The 16727-nt window shown below is 53.0% G+C and carries 16 protein-coding genes and 2 tRNA genes; all 18 read right to left on the bottom strand.

Annotated elements, in window-relative coordinates:
* Nucleotides 1–11: 11 nt before the first annotated feature.
* Nucleotides 12–902 carry an Hsp33 family molecular chaperone HslO gene (hslO, locus tag GHH_RS00390; RefSeq protein ID WP_015373710.1) on the bottom strand — a complete coding sequence of 297 codons (891 nt, stop codon included), beginning with the start codon at nucleotides 900–902 and terminating at the stop codon, nucleotides 12–14.
* A gap of 8 nt (nucleotides 903–910) precedes the next feature.
* On the bottom strand, nucleotides 911–1687 hold the full coding sequence (locus tag GHH_RS00385) for a type III pantothenate kinase (protein ID WP_011229578.1): 777 nt from the start codon (nucleotides 1685–1687) through the stop codon (nucleotides 911–913).
* Nucleotides 1688–1813: 126 nt separating this feature from the next.
* A complete protein-coding gene (gene ftsH / locus GHH_RS00380) occupies nucleotides 1814–3712 on the bottom strand; it encodes an ATP-dependent zinc metalloprotease FtsH (protein ID WP_015373709.1) in 1899 nt (632 codons plus the stop codon).
* A gap of 94 nt (nucleotides 3713–3806) precedes the next feature.
* On the bottom strand, nucleotides 3807–4352 hold the full coding sequence (hpt, locus tag GHH_RS00375) for a hypoxanthine phosphoribosyltransferase (RefSeq protein WP_012820458.1): 546 nt from the start codon (nucleotides 4350–4352) through the stop codon (nucleotides 3807–3809).
* 11 nt (nucleotides 4353–4363) lie between these two features.
* A complete protein-coding gene (tilS, locus tag GHH_RS00370; protein ID WP_015373708.1) occupies nucleotides 4364–5758 on the bottom strand; it encodes a tRNA lysidine(34) synthetase TilS in 1395 nt (464 codons plus the stop codon).
* A gap of 67 nt (nucleotides 5759–5825) precedes the next feature.
* Complete coding sequence (locus GHH_RS00365; protein ID WP_015373707.1) at nucleotides 5826–6800, bottom strand: serine/threonine protein kinase; 975 nt, start codon at nucleotides 6798–6800, stop codon at nucleotides 5826–5828.
* Nucleotides 6763–7539 carry a VWA domain-containing protein gene (locus tag GHH_RS00360; protein ID WP_020754013.1) on the bottom strand — a complete coding sequence of 259 codons (777 nt, stop codon included), beginning with the start codon at nucleotides 7537–7539 and terminating at the stop codon, nucleotides 6763–6765. Before GHH_RS00360 ends, GHH_RS00365 begins: the two co-directional genes overlap by 38 nt.
* 29 nt (nucleotides 7540–7568) lie before the next feature.
* Nucleotides 7569–10049, bottom strand: coding sequence for a stage II sporulation protein E (spoIIE, locus tag GHH_RS00355; RefSeq protein ID WP_012820456.1), 2481 nt, complete (start codon nucleotides 10047–10049; stop codon nucleotides 7569–7571).
* A gap of 197 nt (nucleotides 10050–10246) precedes the next feature.
* Nucleotides 10247–10318: transfer RNA gene (locus GHH_RS00350), tRNA-Glu, on the bottom strand.
* 12 nt (nucleotides 10319–10330) lie between these two features.
* Nucleotides 10331–10407: transfer RNA gene (locus GHH_RS00345), tRNA-Met, on the bottom strand.
* A gap of 173 nt (nucleotides 10408–10580) precedes the next feature.
* Nucleotides 10581–10979, bottom strand: a complete 399-nt coding sequence (locus GHH_RS00340; RefSeq protein WP_011229571.1) for a S1 domain-containing RNA-binding protein — start codon at nucleotides 10977–10979, stop codon at nucleotides 10581–10583.
* A 118-nt stretch (nucleotides 10980–11097) separates the two neighbouring features.
* Nucleotides 11098–11469, bottom strand: a complete 372-nt coding sequence (locus GHH_RS00335; protein ID WP_015373706.1) for a septum formation initiator family protein — start codon at nucleotides 11467–11469, stop codon at nucleotides 11098–11100.
* A 16-nt stretch (nucleotides 11470–11485) separates the two neighbouring features.
* Nucleotides 11486–12118, bottom strand: coding sequence for a spore cortex biosynthesis protein YabQ (gene yabQ / locus GHH_RS00330; protein WP_012820453.1), 633 nt, complete (start codon nucleotides 12116–12118; stop codon nucleotides 11486–11488).
* On the bottom strand, nucleotides 12115–12420 hold the full coding sequence (gene yabP / locus GHH_RS00325; RefSeq protein WP_012820452.1) for a sporulation protein YabP: 306 nt from the start codon (nucleotides 12418–12420) through the stop codon (nucleotides 12115–12117). Before yabP ends, yabQ begins: the two co-directional genes overlap by 4 nt.
* A gap of 122 nt (nucleotides 12421–12542) precedes the next feature.
* Nucleotides 12543–12824: an RNA-binding S4 domain-containing protein gene (locus GHH_RS00320; protein WP_012820451.1), complete on the bottom strand. Its 282-nt coding sequence runs from the start codon at nucleotides 12822–12824 to the stop codon at nucleotides 12543–12545.
* A gap of 13 nt (nucleotides 12825–12837) precedes the next feature.
* On the bottom strand, nucleotides 12838–14298 hold the full coding sequence (gene mazG, locus GHH_RS00315; RefSeq protein WP_011229566.1) for a nucleoside triphosphate pyrophosphohydrolase: 1461 nt from the start codon (nucleotides 14296–14298) through the stop codon (nucleotides 12838–12840).
* A 6-nt stretch (nucleotides 14299–14304) separates the two neighbouring features.
* A complete protein-coding gene (locus GHH_RS00310) occupies nucleotides 14305–15855 on the bottom strand; it encodes an oligosaccharide flippase family protein (protein WP_015373705.1) in 1551 nt (516 codons plus the stop codon).
* A gap of 275 nt (nucleotides 15856–16130) precedes the next feature.
* Nucleotides 16131–16667: a stage V sporulation protein T gene (gene spoVT / locus GHH_RS00305; protein WP_011229564.1), complete on the bottom strand. Its 537-nt coding sequence runs from the start codon at nucleotides 16665–16667 to the stop codon at nucleotides 16131–16133.
* Nucleotides 16668–16727: the final 60 nt, after the last annotated feature.

The following is a 16727-nucleotide window of genomic DNA, read 5'->3' as shown; positions in this document are numbered from 1 at the left end:
TTTTACTGTTTTCATTCTTTTTTTGCGAGTTGTTTCAACTGTTCCAGCTCCGCTTTGTCGAAATGGTACGTTTCATTGCAAAAATGGCACGAAGCTTCCGCCTGCCCTTCTTTGTCGATGATGTCTTGGATTTCCTCGGGCCCTAGGCTGATAAGGGCATCAGCGATCCGCTCGCGCGAACAGCGGCAGACGAATGACACCGGCATCGTCTCGAGCACACGGACGCCTCCATCTCCCAACAGTTGTTCGAGCAGCTGTTCCGGGCTGAGCCCTCTTTCGATCATGCGCGACACGGGCGGAATTTGTTTCAGCCGCTCTTCAATGCGAGTGATCGTGTTCTCCTCCGTCCCGGGCATCAACTGGATCATAAATCCTCCGGCGGCTCGGATGGTATGGTCGGGATTGACGAGCACCCCGACGCCAACCGATGACGGAATTTGTTCGGACGAAGCAAAATAATACGTAAAATCATCGCCAAGCTCCCCGGAGATAAGCGGCACTTGTCCGGTGAAAAAGTCGCGCAGCCCAAGATCCTTCACAACCGTCAACATCCCATTTTTTCCGACCGCCCGTGCCACATCAAGTTTCCCGTGCTCGTTCAGCTCAAAATGCACATGCGGATTCGTTACATAGCCACGCACTTCCCCTCTGGCGTTGCTGTCGACTAAAATGACGCCGATCGGGCCGCCGCCGTCAATTTTAATCGTCAACGTTTCCTCGCCTTTCAGCATCGCTCCCATCATAACACCAGCGGTCAACGCTCGACCAAGGGCCGCTGAGGCGGTCGGCCATGTTTGGTGGCGGCGTTGCGCCTCGGCGACCGTTTCCGTCGTTCTTGCGGCATACGCTCTCACTTGTCCATTGTAAGCGAGTGCTTTGACTAAGTAGTCTCCCATCTTCATCAAGCCTTTCATCCTTTTTTCTCGGTGTTTTTCTCGTACAACAATTTTAAGCCAGTCAGCGTCAAAAACGGATCAACGACATCGATGATGTCCGATTCGCTGGCAATGAGCGGAGCCAAACCGCCAGTAGCAATCACCTTCGGCGGGATTTTGCTTTTCGCCTTCATTCGCGACACGATGCCTTCCACTTGTCCGACATAACCGTATAAAATACCGGCTTGCATGGCGCTGACCGTATTTTTGCCGATGATATCATCCGGGCGGGCGATTTCAATGCGCGGCAATTTCGCCGCCCGCGCAAACAGAGCCTCTGTCGAGATCATAATTCCCGGGGCAATGGCCCCTCCCATATATTGTTTATGTTCATTAATATAACAATACGTCGTCGCCGTGCCAAAATCGACGATAATCAGCGGACTGCCGTACAAATGGATGCCGGCGACCGCGTTGACAATCCGGTCGGCGCCCACCTCACGCGGATTGTCATATTTGATGTCGAGCCCGGTTTTAATGCCCGGACCGACGATGAGCGGTTTGATATGGAAATATTTTAGACACATGCGTTCAAGAGCAAACATAATCGGCGGCACGACCGAGGAAATGATGATGCCTCGAATGTCGGAAAACTGCAAGCCGACATGGTTCAAGAGCGCTTTGATCATCATGCCGTATTCGTCTTCCGTTTTCGAGCGGCTTGTTTCAATGCGCCAATGATGTTTCAGTTCGTCCCCGTCATACACCCCTAACACCGTGTTTGTATTGCCGACGTCCAATACAAAAATCATCGCTTCATTCCTCGCTTTTCCTCGATAAATTCCCATTCTTTATCATATCATACTTACGGGAAAAAAACTGTCCTTCTTTCCCTGGGCCGCCGGCAAAAAAAAGATGCCTCCGAACAGAGACATCGATTACTCCTCTTTCTTTTGGATGTTGATTTTCACATCGCCGTCGCTTTTGCCGGACTCCTCGCGCCCGTTCCGGTCTTTGGGCAGCGTGCCATGTTCGAACAAATGTTTAATTTGCTCCGCATCGAGCGTCTCGACTTCTAACAGCGTGTTGGCGATCAAATCCAATTTGTCCCGATGTTGGGTCAAAATTTGTTTCGCTTTTTCATAGCACTCTTTAATGATGCGCTGAATCTCTAAGTCAATTTCATAGGCGATTTTGTCGCTGTAGTTTTGCTCGTTGTGTAAGTCACGTCCTAAAAACACTTGCCCGCTCGGTTGGCCGAATTGAAGCGGACCAAGCTTTTCGCTCATGCCAAACTCCGTCACCATCCGGCGCGCGATGTTTGTCGCCCGCTGAAAATCGTTATGGGCCCCTGTACTCACTTCATTGAACACGATTTCCTCGGCAACGCGCCCGCCGAGCAGTCCGGTGATTTTATCCATCAGTTCGGCTTTCGTCATAAAGTAGCGGTCTTCTTTCGGCAGCATGACCGCATAGCCTCCGGCTTGGCCGCGCGGCACAATCGTCACTTTATGCACCATTTCCGCATCGGCGAGCACCATGCCGATGACCGTATGCCCAGCTTCGTGAAACGCGACGATGCGCCGTTCTTTTTCCGAAATGACGCGGCTTTTTTTCGCCGGTCCGGCAATCACCCGGTCCGTCGCCTCGTCGATGTCGCTCATATCAATTTTCTTTTTGTTGCGGCGCGCTGCAACGAGCGCCGCCTCATTCAGCAAGTTTTCCAAGTCGGCGCCGGAAAATCCAGGCGTCCGCATCGCGATCGTCTTCAAGTCAACCGATTCATCGAGCGGCTTGTTGCGGGCATGCACGCGCAGCACCGCTTCGCGCCCTTTGACGTCCGGGCGGTCGACGGTAATCTGCCGGTCGAAGCGCCCCGGGCGCAACAGCGCCGGGTCTAAAATGTCCGGCCGGTTGGTGGCCGCGATAATAATGATCCCTTCGTTGCCGTTAAAGCCGTCCATTTCGACAAGCAGTTGGTTGAGCGTCTGCTCACGCTCGTCATGGCCGCCGCCAAGGCCGGCGCCGCGCTGGCGGCCGACGGCGTCGATCTCATCAATGAAGATGATGCACGGGGCATTTTTTTTCGCCGTTTCAAACAAGTCGCGCACCCGCGATGCCCCGACCCCGACGAACATTTCCACGAAATCCGACCCGCTGATCGAGAAAAACGGCACGCCCGCTTCTCCGGCAACCGCGCGCGCCAACAGCGTTTTCCCGGTTCCGGGCGGCCCAACGAGCAATACCCCTTTCGGAATGCGGGCGCCAAGTTCCGCAAACTTGCGCGGATCTTTTAAAAACTCGACGATTTCCACCAACTCTTCCTTTTCCTCATCTGCCCCAGCCACATCGCGGAAGCGGACTTTCCGCTTGTCATCCGTATACAGCCGCGCCCGGCTTTTGCCGAAATTCATCACCCGGCTGCCGCCGCCCTGTGCCTGGTTCAAAATGAAGAAGAACAAAATAAAAATAATCACAAATGGGATGATGGAAGTGAAAAACGTCACCCATCCGCTCGTTTCGTCCGCTGGCACGACTTCCACCCGCGTCCGCGCCGCCGCCGCATCGATGCGGTCAAGCACTTTGTCACTGTTCATGACGTAGGTGGAAAAGTACTGCCCTTCGCTATATGTTTTCAACTGGCCTTTGATTTCATATACGCCGCGCTCCGGCTTAATGGAAAACGACTTGACATCCCCGTTTTCCAGATGAGTGATGAACGCATCGTACGTCATCGGCTCCGTTCGCTGGTTCGTGCCGTTAAAAAAGCTGACGACGCCGATCACGACGAGGAAAATCAGCAAATAAAAGATGGTATTGCGGAAAATCCGGTTCATTTCTTGCCTCCTCCCATATGAAACACACTATACTCAATACTATCATAGAAATTTGTTTCAATACAAACAATTCGGCCGTCGCCCAGCAACCGTTCTACTTTTGGTACACTTCCGGCTTTAAGACGCCGATAAACGGGAGGTTGCGGTATTTTTCCGCGTAATCGAGCCCATAGCCGACGACGAATTCATCGGGGACGGTAAATCCGGTGTAATCGGCTTGAATGTCCGCCTTCCGTCCAGACGGCTTGTCAAGAAGCGTGACGATTTTGATCGAATTCGCCTTCCGGTAGCGAAACAAGTCGACCAAATAGCTGAGCGTCAGCCCGCTGTCAATAATATCCTCAATGATCAAAATATCCCGTCCTTCGACGGATGTGTTCAAGTCTTTGACGATTTTCACTTCGCCGGATGAAACGGTCGCATTGCCATAGCTTGATACGTCCATAAAATCCATTTCTAAATATGTATCAATATGTTTGAGCAAGTCGGCCATAAACGGCATCGCCCCTTTGAGAACGCCGACAGCGAGCGGAAAACGGCCTTCATATTCTTTCGTTAACAAACCGCCGAGTTCTTTGACTTTTGCCTGAATTTCCTCTTCCGTGATCAACACTTTTTGAATATCGTCTTTCATCCCCATCTTTTTTCCTCCTAGCTGTTCATCGCCTGATATTGCAGCAAAATATAGCGAGCTTGCCCAAGGTTTTGCGCTTCGAAAGCCGATTTTTTCAAGCCAGGCACCCAAAGGATGCGACCGTCGGCATCTTCGACAATCGGCCAGCGATCCCTTTCCATCCGCGGAATTTTTGCTTCAATGAAAATTTCTTTCAATTTTTTTGTGCCTCCCGTCCCCTTGAGCACCATCCGGTCGCCGCGCCGACGCGTCCGCACGCGAAGCGGCAAGGAGACGGAAGCAGGATCCACGACGAACCAATCATTCCCGGCCTGCTTTCTTGGATAGTGTTCCCCAAATTCACTGATGATTGCATAGCCGTTTGGGAGGGGCAATAGCGCCGGAACCGGCAGTTCAAACCAATAGCCTTTCTCGCCGCTTTCTGCGTCAAACGTAAACAAACAGCGGTCGTACGAGCGAATCACTTTGAGCCCTTTTGGCAAATCGATCATTCCGGAAGGGCGGCCGCGCTCACAAAGCATCAGTATATGGCCGATATGTACGGAAGTCAATGTCGGCGGAACGCCGTCATAAAGACGGAGAAGCAACAGCTGCAGCACCCGGCGCTGCAGCGGTCGCGGCAGCGCCAAAAATGGTCCGATGGAAAGCGCCGCATCGCGATGTTGTTTTTCCATTACTTTATTCAGCGCGTCCGCGGCTAATTCCTCCAAAAATTGCTCATCTTCCGCCATCATTTCGCTGTATTGCTGAAACCGCTCGTGCAGGCGCGGATTTTCCTGCCGCAGCAACGGGACAATATGATGGCGGAACCGGTTGCGCGTATAATCGTCTTTTTCATTGCTCGGATCGCGGCGTGGAGACAGCTCCATCTGCCGGCAATACGCTTCAATCTCCGCCCGGCTGACAGCCAAAAACGGACGGATGAGATAGCCGCCGTGAAACGGCCGTTTGACGGGGATACCAGCGTATCCTTTGCTTGTGCTGCCGCGCACAAGCCGCATTAAAATCGTCTCGACTTGATCGTCGCCATGATGGCCTACGGCGACGTACCCCGCTTGATGCTTTTCCATTAGTTCGGCAAAAAAGCGGTAGCGGCAGATCCGCGCCGCCTCTTGGGCGCCGAGACCTGCGCTGCGCTGAAAGGCCGGGACGTCGATTTGCGCAGTCTCACATAAAATACGGCGCTCCACGCAAAAACGTTTCACAAACTCCATCTCTTCTTCTGACTCCCGCCCACGAAACATATGGTCAACATGGGCCGCTATGACCTGAAGCTTCCATTCGTCGCGCAGCGACAAAAAAACGTGCAGCAACGCAAGCGAATCCGGGCCTCCGGAGACGCCAACGATGACGGCCGCTCCTTCTGAAAGCAGTTGATGCCTGTGGATAAAGGCGCGCACTTTGTCGATCATCCGAGCCAACCTCTTTGCGTTTCGTTCAGCTTCATCGTAACACGTCCGCCCTGTTTTCTCAAAACAATTACATCGCCAGCTGCCAATATATATAAAAGGCATAGGCGCCCAGCAATGCGGCGGCGATGACCACCGTTTCGACAATCCCTCTCGCTTGGCGGCGCCGTTTCACCTGCCGCCCCGACCGACGGCTTGGCACTGCCTTTCTTTCGTTTTCCGCCGATGTATGGCGGGAAGAGGCGGCCAATAAGTCGCGACGCATATCGGCCGCCTTTCGATATCGGCCGTCAAGCGCCTTTTGCAGCACCTCCTTGTATCGGGTTAAAAAGCGGTCCGTTTCGATGATGGACAACAGCTGCGCCCGACCGTCACCCTTTTTCTCAATCGGCCCCGGGCAGCAAGAAGAAATCATCACCATCGCCGCCGCAAACAAGTCGTAAGATGGCTCCGCTTTGCGCGATCCAAGCCCCCAATAGCCGCGGTCATACAGCTCAGTAAACTCTTTTACCGCCCTTCCTTGCAGCGTCGTCCCGCCCACATCAAGCAACCGAACCGACGGCGGCGACCCGGTAACGATCAAATTATCCGGCTTTAAATCCCCAAATACCCATCCTTCTTGATGAAGCCGATCAAGCACCGACAACAGCTGCATCATGAGCACGGGCGCCCATTCTTTTCCACGGCGGCGGATGAAAGCAGCGAAATTCTCCCCTTCAATATACTCCATCACATAAAACGGGATCGTCTCCCGCGCAAACGGGCTTTGCCAGTCATCGGCTTCCAGCAAAGAAGGCCCGAGGGCGGCTCCCTGGACCTTAGCAAAACGGCGCAATATATTCATTTCCGATGCCAATGACGCATAGTCATCGCTCAACTTGACGGCGACGCGAGTCCGGCCGTTCTCCGCCAAATAGACGACGCCGTTCGCCCCGCTGCCAAGCCGCCGCAGCAGCCGGTAGGAACGGCCATGCCATTTCCCAGTGATGACCGTACCAGGCGGCAAATTACAAAGACGATTCTTCGATGTATGGCTCATCGCCATCGCCGATCCAGCTCCTTAACGACCGTTTACGCTCAAAATAGGCGATTGCCTCACGCAGCGCCGGTCCGGTCGGCGTCAGCCCGCCCGACGCCAATTTCGGAAAGATGGTGGACAACTCTTCAATCCTTGGCGTCCAGTCGATCATTTTTTCGGCGTGCGCCCGTTTTCCCGGGAAGATGAACACCGAAAAGCGGTTTTCGCCCATGCGCGCATTTAAGCTGAGCGATAAATCGATGAGCGCCTCTTTGACGGTCGGCAGTTTTGTTTTCATGCTCCCGCTCGTATCGATCAAAATGAGCACATCAAGGGCAACCGTTTCCCCGAGTTCATCGACGACTTCCATCACTTGGCCGCGCTTGTCCGGCGGCAAGTCCTCAAGCGAAACGTCAGAACCAAAGATTTGTTTCAACTCGCGATTGACGAGCCCTTGCAACGTCTGAGTCATCGCTTGGCGCGTCACCATTTGCACGGTTTGCGACAGCTGTTTCGCGTACACGACTTGGCTCATCCCGCCGCCAGCCGCGGCGATCGCTTCAATTTCCCGCCGTCCGTTTTCATCCATCGCACCTTGATCCAAGATGCCGATCACGTTCACCGTAATGCCTTGCTCACGGGCTAGCGCCGCCATGGCGGCTGGGTCCTCACCATGGTTGGAGCAGCCATCGGTAATGAGCAAAATTTGCCGCAACGTTCCCTTTCGCACGTTCGTTCCCCTCCTTGGCGAATGTATTACCATCATCGCCGCAGGGGAACGTTTTTATACGCTAGCTATTGCGCCTTTTTCATATACATGTATGCCGGAATCGTCGCCCATTTCGGCGTATTGTGCCGAACTTTGGCGACAACGACGGTCATATCGTCTTCAATCTCGCCGCCGCATTGGCGAATCACTTCTTCCATGATCAAATCGGCGACTTCCTGCGGGTCGTTCGTCTTTAATTCTTGAATTTTCCGCTTCATCCAAACATCATGGTTTTCGACGTTCATCGGCCCTTCAAACACACCATCGCTCATCATAATGAGCAAGTCGCCCGATTTCAGCTGCTCGGTGACAACGTCAAATTCCACTTCTTTAATGATGCCCATCGGCAAGTTGCTCGCTTCCACTTTCATCACCTTGTCACCGCGCTTAATAAAGCTTGGCGTCGATCCGATTTTCAAAAACTTCGTCGCCGCGTTTTGCAAGTCAATGATGGCCAAATCGAGCGTCGCATACATGTCTTCTGTCGTCCGCAATGCCAAAATCGAATTGATCGATTTGATGGCAATCGACTCGTCCATTCCCGTCTGCAAAATCTTTTGCAACAGGCGCAGCGTCTCGCGGCTTTCGTCATGCGCCCGCTCCCCATTGCCCATGCCATCGCTGATGGCAACGGCGTACTTGCCGGTAGCAAGTTCAATCGTTGCATAACTGTCGCCAGAAATGAACCCCCCTCCTTTGGCGGCAAACGCGACGCCCGTTTCGACGACGAACGCTTTCGTCGAGCCGAAGGCGACGCGGCAGTAGCCGTTCGGGTAGGCGGCGCACTCTTCGCGCTTGACGACGATCGTCTCTCCTAAAATATCTGACAGCATCGGCGCGATCAGTTTTTCGCACTCACCCCGCCCTTCGCAGTAAGGAATGCTCATTTCAATATCGATATTTCCTTTTTCCAAACTGTAAATGTCGACATGGCCCACTTCGATGCCAAACTCTTGCAGCGCATGGTAAATTTGTTCTTCCTGCAAATAATGGTTTTCCTGTTCTTTCTGCATTTCTTTGGCGAAATCGTCCATCACTTGCGAAACGCCCAACAGCTGTTCAGCGACAAGCTTCCGGCTTTCGTGGATTTGCCGTTTGAGCTTGCGGTTTGCTTGATAAGCAACCATCTCTTTTTCAATCGCGTCGACGACTTTGCCGGCCTTGACGCAATACCGCTCCCACTCGCGCAGCAACTGATGGTTTTGCGACAATGTTTTTTCGTCCGCCTCGCCCATCATTTGCTTCATGTACGCATAGGTTGTACGAAAGTTGTCCGCCCAGCATTGCGTCTTCTTAAAGCACGTTTGGCACGTTTTTTCCGTGATGTCGCTCAAAAAATAGTCGACTTCACGGTCGCTGTATTCATTGGCATCCGGAAGCGGTTCGGGCGAAAAGCTTTCCGCCAGCGCCTGAAAGACGTTGGAAAACTGCGAGACGCGTTGCACCGTCATATCGCGGATTTTCCGGACGTATTGTTGTTGCTCATTGATATATTCTGCCGTGCCGGGAATGTATTTGGCGATTTTCTCCGTCAGTGAACGGGATGTACCAAAAAACAGCATAATTGCGATGCCGGATTCAAGCAACGTCGGCACAAGCTCACTCTTCCCTTCGCCGTATAAACCAAGCAACAACGTCGCGACGAGGAGGCCGAACGCCACCCCAAGTTTTTTCCCTTCCCTCAGCAACCCGCCAAGCAGCCCGGCGAAAGCAAGCAAACTCATTTCCGACAAGTTGCCGACATTTGCCAAGCTCAGTACAAGCCCGGTGACAACGCCGACGGTGGAGCCGGTCGCCGCCCCGGCGACAAACGCGAACAACAAAACGAGGTAGCGCGACATCACATGCTCAAGCGACAAACCGTACACAGCCCAACCGATCATCCCGGTCAACATCGAGGCGAGCAAAATGATCAACGAAATGATCTCTTCCGCTCGCAACGCATGTTTATGCTTCTGCACTGTCAACAACGGGATGCTTTGCATAAAAATCAAGGTCAATACAAGCGACAGCCCGGCTTCGACGACCGCCATGGCGGCGCCGTAGACCGATCGCTCTCCGAGCCAATAATAGGAGATCAGCCATTTGGCGGAAAGAGACAGCACAAACACAACAAATGGAACGATTTTCAGTGACTCACTGATCACCCTCCGCACCCATCCGTAAATAAAGAGAAAGCCAAAAATGGAAATGCCGACAAACAGCGCCACATCAAGCGACAGCGTCAAAGCACCGGCCAACAGCGAGATCAACGCAAAAGCGGCCTTGTCGCGGCGCAGCATATAGACCGAAACGAAAAATGGCAAAGCGAACGGGGTCAGCTTCGATAAAATCAACGCTCGTCCAAGCAAAAAGCCGACAAGAAGAAGCAAAAAGCCTTGATGGATGAACAGATGACCAAGGCGCAGCTTCACATGGCGCATCCAGCGCGACACCGTTGCTTGCGTGTCATGAATCGGCACTTCCGAAATGCTGCGGCGCACCGTCCCTCTTTCTACTCTTTCCATTCCCGATCCTCTCCTTTACCTTTCTATTACCCCCTATTATATAGCTTGAATTGTCAGAAATTTGTCAAAACCACAGAGAAAAATAAAAAATCGTTCGACGTTTTCCACGGCAAAACGCGGTCAACAGGCTTGTTCCGACAGAAAGAGACAAAAAAGAAAAACGAGCATGTCGCTTGATGGCGCATGCTCGTTTGCGATGACCCGTACGGGATTCGAACCCGTGTTACCGCCGTGAAAGGGCGGTGTCTTAACCACTTGACCAACGGGCCATGTTTGATTGTTGGTGGCGGTGGAGGGGATCGAACCCCCGACCTCACGGGTATGAACCGTACGCTCTAGCCAGCTGAGCTACACCGCCGTGTGACAACAGTTTATATCATAACGGAGGAGATGACGATTGTCAATACATATAGGCGGAAAATGCAGAGGGGAAATATATCCTCTTATTCCATACAGAAACAAAAAAGCATCCATAGCGACGGATGCTTGTTTCCTAATTTGTCATCCTTCAAACAATCTTTCAGCAGCAAGTTACCCTCGTCTCGCTCCACGACCTCCCCGCTTCGACTCCGTATGACGGCGCAACGATGCCAATCGGTCTTCACTCTCTTTTAAGAATCGGCTGATTTTTTGTTCTAAGCTGTCCGCCGCGGAGCGGTCGTTTGTCCGATGGCGCGGCCGCTGCGAAGAAGGCGTGTCTTTTGCTTTGCGAATGGACAGGCCAATTTTTCCATCTTGACCGACGTTGATGACTTTGACATACACCATATCGCCGACTTTCAGATGATCGTTGATGTCTTTGACATAGTTATCGGCTACCTCGCTAATGTGAACGAGTCCTGTGACCCCCTCCGGCAGCTCCACAAACGCCCCAAATTTCGTAATGCCCGTGACCTTGCCTTGTAACTTGCTGCCTACTTCAATCGACATAAAAAAAGTGCTCCTCCTTAAAACGCTTTAAAGATGGTGTTTTTTTTATTATAGCGAATGAAAAAAATGCGTGTCAATATGACGAATGCCCATAGAAAACGGGCATTCGCAGGCAAAATTATTTTTCCGGCAAGACGAAAATAATTTCTCCATCTTTCGATAAGTAATATTTTTTCCGCGCCAGCTCGGCGATATAGTCATCATCATGCAACTTTTTCATTTCCTCTTTCAGTTGCTTTTCCTTCCGTTTAAGCTCCGCAAGCTGCTCTTTCAGCTTTTGCTGTTCCGCCGTTTTTACATCGATCGCCTTCGCTTGCGAGTGCAAGGTGTAGACAAGAGCGGAGGCGAACATCGCAAACAACAACGACCAGACAACCAAACGGACAGCGACAGCCCGCCGTCTTCTCGCCGCCTTCTGCTTTTTCTCCTCATGCTCAGCTATGTACGTCGACGACAGCTTCGTCACATTCGTTCTCCGGGGCACGTTCATCGCGTTTACACCTCTTTTACTCGCGCCATTTCGCAAACCACATGCTTATTTTCTCTTTTGTATTCTTGATTTGTCCAGCAAATCCTTTTAAACGTCGAAAAAATTTTTCCACCCCGGCTCGTCTTTGCGGCGGCACCCGCCGCCAAATCATGATGCCCGTCCAACGCAGCGGAGCAAGCAAAAGGCGGATCATCTTCCAAACAGCCAGCAGCACAAACCGAACGATCCACAACAAAAGCCGCCAAGCGAACAATAGAAGTGCCAGCGCCATTTGCCCAAGGAGGATGAGCGGGCGCATGACCATGAGGCGGAACAGCTGAACGAGCGTCTGTCCGAGTCTTACCGCAAGCCCAATGAACCACTCGAGCACCCGAACATAAAAGGAGCGGAGCAAGCTTTGATAAGCGGCATATCCGCATAAAAGCGCGAGAAACAAATAAAAGCGAAGCTCGCCTTCATTGACGAAAAGAAGCACATAAAACACGATGAGCGCCTGCACCGCCCAAAACAGCACGTCATTCACAAAGACGAGCCAGTGCGCCCGCTCATGCCGTTTCAACATCCGGCTGTACGTATCCCACGCCAGGCCAAGCCAGCCGCCCATGCCAATCATCGCCAGCATGGTGTACAGCTGTATGCTGACATTCATTTGAACAACTTGCTAAAGAATCCTTTAGCCTTCTCCTGATGGTCATCTAAATAAACGAGGTCGAAAATGCGCCCTTTAATCGAAACAACGCCTTTGTCGACATCTAAGTTTTTCATCTGCAAGTTTTGCCCGCGGATGGCCAAAAAGCCCATGACCGTCTCAAGCAAAAACTCCTCGTTGTCAAAGCTCTCGACTTGTTTCACCCCGGTGATGTCAAGAAGGCGCCGGCCGCGCATGATCACATCATGTTCCTGGACCGGACCTTTGTTCGTGCTTCCGCCAAATTCATCGTGTCGACTCATGTTCATCCCCCGCATTTCCATTTAGTATAGAAAGCCGGCAAGGCCAACCGCCTTTTCTCATCCGTTGTTTGTACCATATGTATGTCAGCGGGGGATGGTTTAGAACAAGCCTGCAGGACAAATTAGACGTCGTCTTGTTCCGGCGCCGGGGTGGTCCGTTCTTCGCGGATCAATTCGTACAGCCCGGTTGCCTCCTCTTTTTTCGTTGTTTCTTTTAGATCCGTCACTTTTACCGTTACCCGCTTTTGCCCAAATTGAATCGTCAATTCATCGCCGACTTTCACATCAGAGCTCGCTTTGGCGACATGGCCGTTGATCCACACTCTCCCTTGATCGGCGATTTCCTTCGCCAACGTGCGGCGTTTGATGAGGCGGGACACTTTTAAAAATTTATCAAGGCGCATTGCATGATCCCCCTTACCGTTCGTTTTCTTTGGCTTCTTCCCAAAAACGATCGAGTTCGGCAAGCGAAAACGAGGTGATCGATCGGCCGCTTTTTCGCACTTGTTCCTCGATATAAGCGAAACGGCGGGCAAATTTGTCGTTGGCCATTTGCAACGCTTCTTCCGGTTGAATCCCGTAATAACGGGCAAGGTTGATGAGCGCGAACAATAGATCGCCAAACTCGCCGACAAGCCGATCGCGACGGCCGCCGGACGTTTCGGCTCGAAACTCGGCCATTTCTTCTTCGACTTTTTGCCATATCGGCGCGGCATCATCCCAGTCAAACCCGACTTTCGCCGCTCGTTTCTGCAGCTCGTACGCCCGCATCGTCCCCGGCAGACTTTTCGGAATGTCGGCAAGAATCGATTCCGAAAGCCCGCCCCCTTTTTCTTTCTCCTTGATCTTCTCCCAGTTGGCAACGACTTGTTCGGCCGTCTCGGCCGTGACATCGCCAAACACATGCGGGTGGCGTCGGATCATTTTCGCCGTCAGCGTGCGGATGACGTCGTCGATCGAAAACAACCCTCGGTCGGCGCCGATTTGCGCATGGAGCATCACTTGCAGCAATACGTCGCCGAGCTCCTCGACCATATGATCATCGTCACCCTCGTCAATCGCCTCGAGCAGCTCATACGCCTCCTCAAGCAAATAGCGCTTCAGCGACGCATGCGTCTGCTTCCGATCCCATGGACAGCCGTTCGGCCCTCTCAGCGTGGCGATGACGCGGCGCAGCGTCTCAAACCGGTGGTAAAGCAACGGCTCGTCCTTCACCGGCGGCACGTAGACGCTTGTCAAGTTGTCAAGCTCCGTCTCGCGGTCCAACTCATAAAGCGGCACGCGCTTTACTTGCTCGTCCTTCGTGCCTGCCGCGGTGACAATGTAGATCGGGTAATCGTCGGGAAGCTGCTCCATCAAAGAAAGCTTCACGTTCGAGGCCACAAACGAATCGTACACTTGACAAAAAACAGCATGCAGTGAAGGCGACCATTCTTCTCCTCGAAAAGTCGTCGCATCAAGCAATTGAAACCCTTCAATTGGATCGATGCGCACCGCCGTAAACAGCGCATCCAAAAAGCTTTGACCACCTTCGATCACGATTCGGCAGACGCCGCGCCGCTCAGCTTCGAAAAGAAGCTGCACCGTCCGCTCGGCAACAAGCGGATGGCCGGGAACAGCGTAAAACACATCGCCGCGCTTCGCCTGTTCCGTCAATTGATCGACGATGTCAGCGTACACATCAGCAAACTGCTCGTGTTTTTCATACACTTCATCAAATGACGTAAACGCAATCCCTTCCTCCGTAAGCCATTTGACCACCGGGTGTTCTTTCGTCCGCAAAAAGAGCGGATGCGCCCGCTTTAGCTTTCGGTACACACCGATCGGCAGCTGTTTTACATCTCCGGCGCCGAGGCCGAACACATAAATCGTATTCATCGCCGATCACCTGCCTCCTAATCGTAGACGGAATTTATTAGCCAATGGGAAAGCTGCCAACTCCTGTTCAGAAAAAACATGTCCTTTCACAATACACGCAAGGTAAACGACAGCACCGATGGCAACGCCGCCAAGCGCCTCGGCAGCCGCCCATAGCCGCCCCTCGCTCGAGCTGTCCATCAGCCACCTATACCCATGCAAGACGACGGCCATCATAGCGGCCGCTTTCACGGTTGGGTACATGTATTTCCGGCCCGCCGTCCGATATTCACGCGGCAAAAAGGCGCATAAAAAGCCTGCCATGAGCGCATAAGCACCCGTCGTCGCCGCGGCGGCGCCAAGCGCTCCAAACCGCGGAGCAAGCCAATGCATAAGCGCGGCCTTCCCCGCCACTGCCAACGCCACGCCGGCAGCGGCCGTCCATTCCCTCCCCATTCCTTGCAATAATGCAGAGGCGGTCAACGCGATCGTAGTAAAAAAGACAGAGGAGGACAAGACGGCGAGAACCGACGAACCGTAGTCATTCTCGAACAACATCGCATTGATCGGTCGAATGAGGCAAATGAGCCCTAACGAAGCACCAAGCCCAATGACAACGGCAAGCCGGATGGACAGCGCTCCATAGGCGAAAACGGCACCTTGGCGGCGCGCTCCGGAAAGAAGTGGAACAAGCGCCAATGAAAACGACGTGCCGACGACCGTGCCGAGCTGAATGAGCGGCTGACCGCGGTCGTACACTCCTTTTAGCCGCTGCACCTCATCGAGCCTTGCCCCCGCTTCCTGTAGAAGCGGAACGAATAAAAATGAATCGACGAGTGGAATCAGCGTCAACGCCATATTCGTCAAGCAAATGACCGTCCCCGCCGTCAATAAACGCCGGCCCACCTGTCGATCCCAAGCTGGCGGCGTGCGGCCCGACGTTTTTAGGCGCCGACGCCGGGACAGGAAGAAAAGCAAAATGAAAAGCGCCGCCGCCATGCCTATTAGCGTCCCTGCGACCGCTGCCATGCCGCAAGCATAGACGTCGGCGCCGCGCTGCACCGCTCCATACGACAGCCCTAAAATCGCCGCCACCCGCACGAATTGCTCGCCAACTTGGGACGCCGCCGTCGGCGTCATATCATGCCGCCCTTGGAAATAGCCACGCAACAACGCGATGGGCGGAAACAGCAAAAACGAAAATGAAAGCAAGCGCACGAGCGGCGTAAGCCGTCCATCGCCCATCGCCGAGGCAATCACCCCCGCCCCTAGATACAGCGAAGCAAACAGGATGACGCCAAGGACGCTTAACACCAACAAGGCGACGCGCACACTAGCGGCAGCGCCCGCTTCATCCTGTCCCGCCAACCGCTCGGCGACAAGCTTCGAGACGGCAACCGGGTAGCCGGTCAGCGAGAGTGCGACGACGATGCCATAAATCGGGTATACTTGTTGGTAAATATAAAAACCAATGTCCCCGACCATATTTTGATACGGAACACGGTACAAAGCGCTTAATAGTTTTGCGGCCAAAGCGGCGGCCGTTAAGATCGCCGCCCCTTTCCATACGTTTCCCATCCAGTTTCTCCCCTCGCATAGACAACCCACTCAAACCTAGACGCCGGAGGGCAATAGAAGCCGCCAAGCGCCATGATGGCTACGCTCGATATTATAGCGCAACTTCCGCCTGTTGGACAAAGGTGATGGTCAACTCGCACGGCTTCATGCGCTGTTCCGCAAGCCAGGCGGACGAAAAAAGCAGGATGTGGAAGCGATTCCGGGATTCAAGGCATCTCGCCCCCATTTGCCGGGCGGAAAAAAAGGCAGCCTGTGAAGCTGCCTTGTTGTTTCGCCTATTGTTCCATTTGTCGAGCCAAAAAGCTGGCGGCTGTTTCTACTGCTTTATGCTCCACTTCACCAAGCGTTTTCTCCCGCGATAAAATGATGACGGCTCCGATCGGATCGCCGTTGGCGACAATCGGGCCGATCGTATACGATTTCAACGTTTCCGTCATCCCGTCAACGAGCTCGACTTCCCCTTCCTCCGTATGGAGGATGGAATTGCGGTCTTCCATGGCTTTTTCCACCAACGGGCTGACGCTTTTGTTCATATACTCTTTTTTCGAAACGCCGGCGACAGCGATGTATACATCGCGGTCGCAAATGAGCACAGGCTGGCCGAGGCTGTCAAACAGCGCTTCGGCGTACTCTTTGGCAAAGTCGCCTAATTCACTGATCGGCGAATATTTTTTCAAAATGACTTCTCCATCGCGGTCAACAAATATTTCGAGCGGATCTCCTTCGCGAATGCGCAACGTTCTGCGAATTTCCTTCGGAATAACAACTCTCCCTAAATCATCAATGCGACGAACAATACCGGTTGCTTTCATGCCTTGTATACCCTCACTTTCATCTAGGATTTGAAGGATACTCCGATGAACCCTTGCAAT

Source organism: Geobacillus sp. GHH01 (assembly GCF_000336445.1).
GTDB classification, from domain to species: domain Bacteria; phylum Bacillota; class Bacilli; order Bacillales; family Anoxybacillaceae; genus Geobacillus; species Geobacillus zalihae.
The sequence above is the reverse complement of the archived record's forward strand: the minus strand, read 5'-3'. Positions and strand labels throughout refer to the sequence as shown.

What these genes read in the sequence shown, in the direction of transcription:
- GHH_RS00365 (WP_015373707.1), bottom strand. Translation starts at nt 6,800, where the DNA reads ATGGCGATGAGCCATACATCGAAGAATCGTCTTTGTAATTTGCCGCCT.
- spoVT (WP_011229564.1), bottom strand. Translation starts at nt 16,667, where the DNA reads ATGAAAGCAACCGGTATTGTTCGTCGCATTGATGATTTAGGGAGAGTT.
- spoIIE (WP_012820456.1), bottom strand. Translation starts at nt 10,049, where the DNA reads ATGGAAAGAGTAGAAAGAGGGACGGTGCGCCGCAGCATTTCGGAAGTG.
- GHH_RS00385 (WP_011229578.1), bottom strand. Translation starts at nt 1,687, where the DNA reads ATGATTTTTGTATTGGACGTCGGCAATACAAACACGGTGTTAGGGGTG.
- GHH_RS00335 (WP_015373706.1), bottom strand. Translation starts at nt 11,469, where the DNA reads ATGAACGTGCCCCGGAGAACGAATGTGACGAAGCTGTCGTCGACGTAC.
- hpt (WP_012820458.1), bottom strand. Translation starts at nt 4,352, where the DNA reads ATGGGGATGAAAGACGATATTCAAAAAGTGTTGATCACGGAAGAGGAA.
- yabQ (WP_012820453.1), bottom strand. Translation starts at nt 12,118, where the DNA reads ATGAATGTCAGCATACAGCTGTACACCATGCTGGCGATGATTGGCATG.
- GHH_RS00320 (WP_012820451.1), bottom strand. Translation starts at nt 12,824, where the DNA reads ATGCGCCTTGATAAATTTTTAAAAGTGTCCCGCCTCATCAAACGCCGC.
- hslO (WP_015373710.1), bottom strand. Translation starts at nt 902, where the DNA reads ATGAAGATGGGAGACTACTTAGTCAAAGCACTCGCTTACAATGGACAA.
- GHH_RS00310 (WP_015373705.1), bottom strand. Translation starts at nt 15,855, where the DNA reads ATGGGAAACGTATGGAAAGGGGCGGCGATCTTAACGGCCGCCGCTTTG.
- yabP (WP_012820452.1), bottom strand. Translation starts at nt 12,420, where the DNA reads ATGAGTCGACACGATGAATTTGGCGGAAGCACGAACAAAGGTCCGGTC.
- tilS (WP_015373708.1), bottom strand. Translation starts at nt 5,758, where the DNA reads ATGATCGACAAAGTGCGCGCCTTTATCCACAGGCATCAACTGCTTTCA.
- GHH_RS00360 (WP_020754013.1), bottom strand. Translation starts at nt 7,539, where the DNA reads ATGATGGTAATACATTCGCCAAGGAGGGGAACGAACGTGCGAAAGGGA.
- GHH_RS00340 (WP_011229571.1), bottom strand. Translation starts at nt 10,979, where the DNA reads ATGTCGATTGAAGTAGGCAGCAAGTTACAAGGCAAGGTCACGGGCATT.
- ftsH (WP_015373709.1), bottom strand. Translation starts at nt 3,712, where the DNA reads ATGAACCGGATTTTCCGCAATACCATCTTTTATTTGCTGATTTTCCTC.
- mazG (WP_011229566.1), bottom strand. Translation starts at nt 14,298, where the DNA reads ATGAATACGATTTATGTGTTCGGCCTCGGCGCCGGAGATGTAAAACAG.